Origin of the sequence: Mesorhizobium sp. (genome assembly GCF_004962925.1) — a bacterium.
GTDB lineage: Bacteria > Pseudomonadota > Alphaproteobacteria > Rhizobiales > Rhizobiaceae > Mesorhizobium.
In genome coordinates this window covers 1-5,477 of sequence record NZ_SUEO01000309.1, presented here as the reverse complement: position 1 = coordinate 5,477, position 5,477 = coordinate 1, and the positions used below count along the sequence as shown (strand labels likewise).

Annotated in this window: 4 protein-coding genes and 2 pseudogenes; 3 read left to right on the top strand and 3 right to left on the bottom strand. The window is 63.8% G+C overall.

The features are described 5' to 3' along the window. Positions 1–288, top strand: a pseudogene (locus E5W87_RS33560) (MFS transporter); the annotation flags it as partial. Here E5W87_RS33560 and coaBC read toward each other — a convergent pair. From coaBC to ubiE, 3 genes are all read right to left on the bottom strand, one after another. Continuing rightward, positions 285–1,754, bottom strand: a complete 1,470-nt coding sequence (gene coaBC / locus E5W87_RS33555) for a bifunctional phosphopantothenoylcysteine decarboxylase/phosphopantothenate--cysteine ligase CoaBC (RefSeq protein WP_292407681.1) — start codon at positions 1,752–1,754, stop codon at positions 285–287. The pseudogene E5W87_RS33560 and the gene coaBC overlap by 4 nt on opposite strands. A 66-nt stretch (positions 1,755–1,820) precedes the next feature. After that, the gene (ubiB, locus tag E5W87_RS33550; protein ID WP_292407677.1) at positions 1,821–3,395 is read right to left on the bottom strand and encodes a 2-polyprenylphenol 6-hydroxylase; all 1,575 of its coding nucleotides are present in this window, start codon (positions 3,393–3,395) and stop codon (positions 1,821–1,823) included. Positions 3,396–3,408: 13 nt separating this feature from the next. Beyond that, positions 3,409–4,185 carry a bifunctional demethylmenaquinone methyltransferase/2-methoxy-6-polyprenyl-1,4-benzoquinol methylase UbiE gene (ubiE, locus tag E5W87_RS33545; RefSeq protein WP_292407674.1) on the bottom strand — a complete coding sequence of 259 codons (777 nt, stop codon included), beginning with the start codon at positions 4,183–4,185 and terminating at the stop codon, positions 3,409–3,411. Between the two features lie 148 nt (positions 4,186–4,333). Here ubiE and E5W87_RS33540 point away from each other — a divergent pair, with 148 nt between their 5' ends. Together E5W87_RS33540 and E5W87_RS36215 are read left to right on the top strand one after the other, a co-directional pair. Then, positions 4,334–5,308 (top strand): adenosine deaminase, encoded by a 975-nt coding sequence (locus E5W87_RS33540; protein ID WP_292407671.1) that lies wholly within the window; start codon positions 4,334–4,336, stop codon positions 5,306–5,308. Between the two features lie 104 nt (positions 5,309–5,412). After that, positions 5,413–5,477: pseudogene (locus E5W87_RS36215) on the top strand (uracil phosphoribosyltransferase); the annotation flags it as partial.

Below are 5,477 nucleotides of genomic sequence, written 5' to 3'. Positions count from 1 at the left end.
ATCGTCTGCTCACCATCCCGCGCTGATGCCACGATCACGCGGGATGGTGAGCAGACGATCGCCTCCGCCGCCGTGCCGACGATGCAGCGCATCGGCTACGCGGTCGGCGCCGCACTGACCGGCATCGTCGCCAACGCCAGCGGTTTTTCCGAAGGCCTGAACCGCGAGGCGGCGGCGAATGTCGCCACCTGGCTGTTCCTCGCCTTCGTGCCTCTCGGGATTCTGGGATGCTTTGCAGCGCTGAGGATCTCGGGGCCGGCAGCCCGGCCACAGGAAGCGACCGGCTAGACAGTAATTGTCTTCAGCCGTTCGGCGATCAAGGCGGCGAGCCTCGTCGCCACCTCGTCCTTGCTCATCTCGGGCCATTCGTCGACACCGGCCTTCGAGACGATCCGGACCCGGTTGCGGTCGCCGCCCATCACACCCGAAGACCCCATGCCGCTGTCATGCGACACATCGTTGGCGACGATGAAATCGGCGCCCTTCTTGGCAAGCTTGGCCTTGGCGTTCTTGACGAGATCCTGCGTCTCGGCGGCAAAGCCGACAACCAGGCTGGGTCGCTTCTTGTGGTGACCGACACCGGCAAGAATGTCAGGGTTTTCGATCATCTGCAGCGCTGGCGGCCCCTCGCCTGCCACCTTCTTGATCTTCTCGCCGGCCGAAGTCTCGCTGCGCCAGTCCGCAACCGCAGCGACGAATACGGCCGCGTCTGCCGGCAGAAGCTGTTCGACCGCGTCCTTCATCTCGTTCGCGGTTTCGACATGCAGCGTGGTGACGCCGGCCGGATCGGCAATGCCGACCGGACCGGAGACGAGGCGCACATCGGCGCCCAGCCTTGCCAGCGCCGCCGCGATGGCATGACCCTGCTTGCCGGACGAACGGTTGGCGATGTAGCGCACCGGGTCGATCGGCTCATGCGTCGGCCCTGAGGTGACGATGATCCTTCTGCCTGCCAGCGGCTTCGGCCTGATGTCGAGCAGCGCCTCAATCGCAGCGACAATCTCCAACGGCTCGGCCATGCGGCCTTCGCCTGCCTCGTTGCTCTCTGCCATCTCGCCCTTCGCCGGGCCGATGAATGCAATGCCGTCCTTCTGCAACGTCGCGCGGTTTCGCCGGGTCGCCGGATGCGACCACATTTTCGGGTTCATGGCGGGCGCCATCAAAACCGGCTTGTCGGTGGCGATGAGCACAGTGGAGGCAAGGTCGTTGGCGTGGCCGTTGGCGAGCTTCGCCATCAGGTCGGCGGTGGCCGGCGCCACGACGACAAGGTCGGCCTCGCGCGACAGGCGGATGTGACCGACATCGTGCTCGTCATTGCGATCGAACAAATCGACGAAGACGTGGTCGGCCGACAGCGCTCCAACCGACAGCGTGGTCACGAATTCCTGCGCCGCGGCGGTCATCACCGCCCGCACGGCAGCGCCCCGCTCACGCAGCCGGCGGATCAGATCGAGCGCCTTGTAGGCTGCGATACCACCGCCGATGATGAGCAAGATGCGCTTGCCGGAGAGGGAGCCTCGCGAGATCTGACTGGACATGGCGGCAATTGGCGTTGCCGGGCTGTGCGAACTCGTCAATTCGCGGAGCGTTTTCTCGATCTGGTCGATGCGGCCGACCGGACCGAGTTGTCCTTCGACCGCGGCCCGGATCATGACCCGCGCCTGTTCTTCCATCGACCGGTCATTCTCTGCCGCCAGCCGGCGCAGCAGGTCCTTGACCTCGTCATCAAGGTTGCGAATGGTGATGCTGGCCATGTGATCGCACTTTTGCCCAACTAAGTGAATGCAATGATAGCAATGCAATCAGTTAAGGACAAGCCGCTAGAGGACCCGCCAAGCGATATAGACCAGCGTCAGCGCCATCACCCACAACGCCAGCCTACCGGAGCGCGTATGGCGCGCCTCGGCCTTGCCGATCGCGTGCGCTGTCCTTTCGTCGAAGCGCAACCCGTGTTCGGCCATCAGATCGATCTCGCGCGACAGCCGCTCGGTGCGGGCGGCGAGGTCCGGCGCCTGGCGGGCCAGCGCCAGCAGCGCGCTGGCGCCGTCGCGTGCGTCGGCCAGCAGAGCACGCGGGCCGAGATTGCCCGATATCCAGCTGCTGACCACCGGTTCGGACGTCTTCCACATGTTGAAGGCAGGGTCGAGCGTGCGGGCGACGCCCTCGACCACCACCATCGTCTTCTGCAGCAGCACCAGTTCGGATCGCGTCGCCATGTCGAAGAGGTCGGTCACCTCGAACAAAAGCGTCAGCAGCTTGGCCATCGAGATGGTATCGGCCGGCTGGCCATGGATCGGCTCACCGATGGCGCGGATCGCCTGGGCGAACGCCGCGACATTGTGCTGGCGCGGCACGTAACCGGCCTCGAAATGCACTTCGGCGACGCGCAGATAGTCACGGGTGATGAAGCCGTAGAGGATTTCGGCGAGGAAACGTCGCTCCTTCTTGCCGAGCCGGCCAGCAATACCGAGATCGACGGCGACGATGGTACCGTCGGCTTCAACGAACAGGTTTCCAGGATGCATGTCGGCATGGAAGAAACCGTCGCGCAGCGTTTGGCGCAGGAACGACTGGATGAGGTTGGCGGCGATCGCCTTCAGATCGTGGCCGGCGGCAGCGAGGCCGGTAATGTCGTTCATCTTGATGCCATCGACCCATTCCATGGTCAGCACGTCACGGCCGGTGCGCTCCCAGTCGACCGTCGGCACGCGAAAGCCTGGATCGTCCTTGGTGTTCTCGCCGAGCTCCGAAAGCGCTGCCGCCTCGAGCCTCAGATCCATTTCGATCTTGGTGGTCTGCGCCAGCGTCTCGGTCACTTCGACCGGCCGAAGCCGGCGCGACGACGGGATGTACTTCTCCTGCAGGCGGGCAGCGAGAAAATAGCTTTCGAGATCGCGAAAGAAGAGGCGGCGCACGCCCGGCCGGATGACCTTCACCGCCACCCGCGAACCGACGCCGTCCTGCAGGGTTTCTGCGGTATGGACCTGAGCGATCGAAGCCGCGGCGACGGCCTCGCCGAAACTGGCGTAGAGGTCGCCGACCCTGCGCCCAAGCGAGGCCTCTATCGCCGCAATGGCCTCGGCCTGCGGAAAGGTCTGCATCTTGTCCTGCAGCATGGCGAGGTCGAGCGCCATGTCGTTGCCGACGACATCGGGCCGTGTCGCCAGGAACTGGCCGAGCTTGACGTAGGATGGCCCGAGCCGGACGACCGCCTTGGCCAACCGGTCGCCACGCTCATAGGCAAGCGCGCGGCGGCGGGTGAAGAGCCGTGCCATCCGCCAGCCGAATTTCGGCAGGCCGGAGAGCTCGTCGCCCGGCAAGGCCGCCACGACGCCTTCGCGGACCAGCACCCAGCCGGCCCTTATGAGCCTAAAACCAGCGCCGACCCTGCTCATGACTGCGCCAGCCTCAAAGCTTCCAGCCCGAATGAAGCGCAGCTATGCCGCCGGAATAATTGCGAAAAGAAGCGCGGTCGAAGCCGGCGCGGGAAATCATCGCCGCGAAATTCTGCTGATTGGGAAATTTGCGGATCGATTCGACCAAGTAGGAATAGGGCTCGCCGTCGCCGGTCACCGCCTTGCCGATCCTTGGGATGGCGTTGAACGACCACGCCTCATAGACCTTGTCGAGCAACGGCATGTCGACCTCGGAAAATTCGAGACAGAGAAAGCGTCCGCCGGGCTTCAGCACGCGATAGGCTTCGGCAAGCGCCACATCGATGCGTGGCACGTTGCGAATGCCGAAAGCGATCGTGTAGGCGTCGAATGTGGCCTCTGCGAAAGGCAGCTCCTCGGCATTGGCTTCGACGAAATCGGTGTTATCAGTCAGGCCCTTTTTCTCGGCCCGGTCGCGGCCGACGGCGAGCATCGAGCCGTTGATATCGAGAACCGTGGCATGGGCGTTCCTGCCGCTCGCCTCGACGATGCGAAAGGCGATGTCGCCGGTGCCGCCGGCAACGTCGAGAACGCTCCAGCCCGGTCGTTTCGGTGGATTGAGCCATGTGACCATGGCGTCCTTCCACAGCCGGTGCAGGCCGGCCGACATCAGATCGTTCATCAGATCGTAGCGGTTCGCGACCTTGTGGAAAACGTCATTGACCAGGGACTGCTTCTCGCCTGCCCCTACACGCTTGAAACCATAGGAGGTCTCCATGCCGCCAACGGCCGTGGTTCTCTCAACCGACATTATTTTTGATCCGCCATAAAACCGGCGGGACCATAGCCGATCGATGGTGCCGACGCTATTGTTTAAGGCGCGGTGTTCGGCCGCGCTTCTCGGTTGTGGAATCATGCTTACGGCTCCACGACCCGGGCTGACCTGACGGGATGACTGCATGCCTTTGAAAGCGGAACTGCACTGCCATATCGAAGGGGCAGCGGCGCCCGAACTCGTTGTCCGCCAAGCGCAGAAATACGGCAAGGACACCTCGCCCTACATTCAGAACGGCTCTTTCGTCTGGCACGATTTCACCTCCTTCCTCGCGGCCTATGACTTCTCCTCCGACCTGTTCCGCACGGAAGAAGACTATGCGCGGCTGGCCGATCATTACCTGACCAGTCTCGCCCGCGACGGCGCCATCTATTCCGAGATCTTCACCTCGCCGGACCATGCCGGCAAGGCCGGCCTGTCGCCCAAGGCCTATACGGACGCGCTCGGCGAAGGCATGGCCCGTGCCAAGGCCAAGACCGGCATCGAAGGCCGCATGATCGTTACCGGCGTGCGCAACGCCGGCGTCCATTCGATCGAGCAGGCGGCGCGCTTCGCGGCCCGCTGCGGGCATCCGCTGGTCACCGGCTTCGGCGTCGCCGGCGACGAGCGGATGGGCGATCTGGAGGACTATGTCAGGGCCTTCGAAATCGCGCGCGAAGCCGGCCTCGGCATCACCGTTCATGCCGGCGAACTGATGGGCTGGGAGAGCGTCAAGGCCGCACTCGACCACATCCGCCCCTCCCGCATCGGCCATGGCGTGCGCGCCATCGAAAATCCCGACCTTGTCCGGCGCATAGCCGACGAAGGCGTCGTGCTCGAATGCTGCCCCGGCTCCAACATCGCGCTGAAGGTCTTCGACAGTTTCGCCGATCACCCTTTTCCGGCACTGCAGGCGGCGGGCTGCAAGGTGACGCTAAACTCCGACGACCCGCCTTATTTCTGGACCTCGCTGAAGCGCGAATACGACATTGCCGCAGAGCATTTTTCGATGGACGACAAGGCGCTCGCCGCCGTCACCAGAACCGCAATCGAGGCCGCCTTCGTCGACAGGAAGACCAAGACAGCGCTTCTCGCCCGCCTCAACGCCGCCGCCCGCTAACGCTCTCCTCCTGCAAAAACTGTGGTAGGTGGTCGCAAGCAGTTCCTTGGCCGGCGCATTGTCGCTAGGGTTCGCGTAAGCAGCCGGAATTTCAGGAGAACACCATGAAGGGCGTCACCGTCGTCGACCACCCGCTTGTCCAGCACAAGCTGACCATCATGCGCAAGAA

What these genes read in the sequence shown, in the direction of transcription:
- coaBC (WP_292407681.1), bottom strand. Translation starts at nt 1,754, where the DNA reads ATGGCCAGCATCACCATTCGCAACCTTGATGACGAGGTCAAGGACCTG.
- ubiB (WP_292407677.1), bottom strand. Translation starts at nt 3,395, where the DNA reads ATGAGCAGGGTCGGCGCTGGTTTTAGGCTCATAAGGGCCGGCTGGGTG.
- ubiE (WP_292407674.1), bottom strand. Translation starts at nt 4,185, where the DNA reads ATGTCGGTTGAGAGAACCACGGCCGTTGGCGGCATGGAGACCTCCTAT.
- E5W87_RS33540 (WP_292407671.1), top strand. Translation starts at nt 4,334, where the DNA reads ATGCCTTTGAAAGCGGAACTGCACTGCCATATCGAAGGGGCAGCGGCG.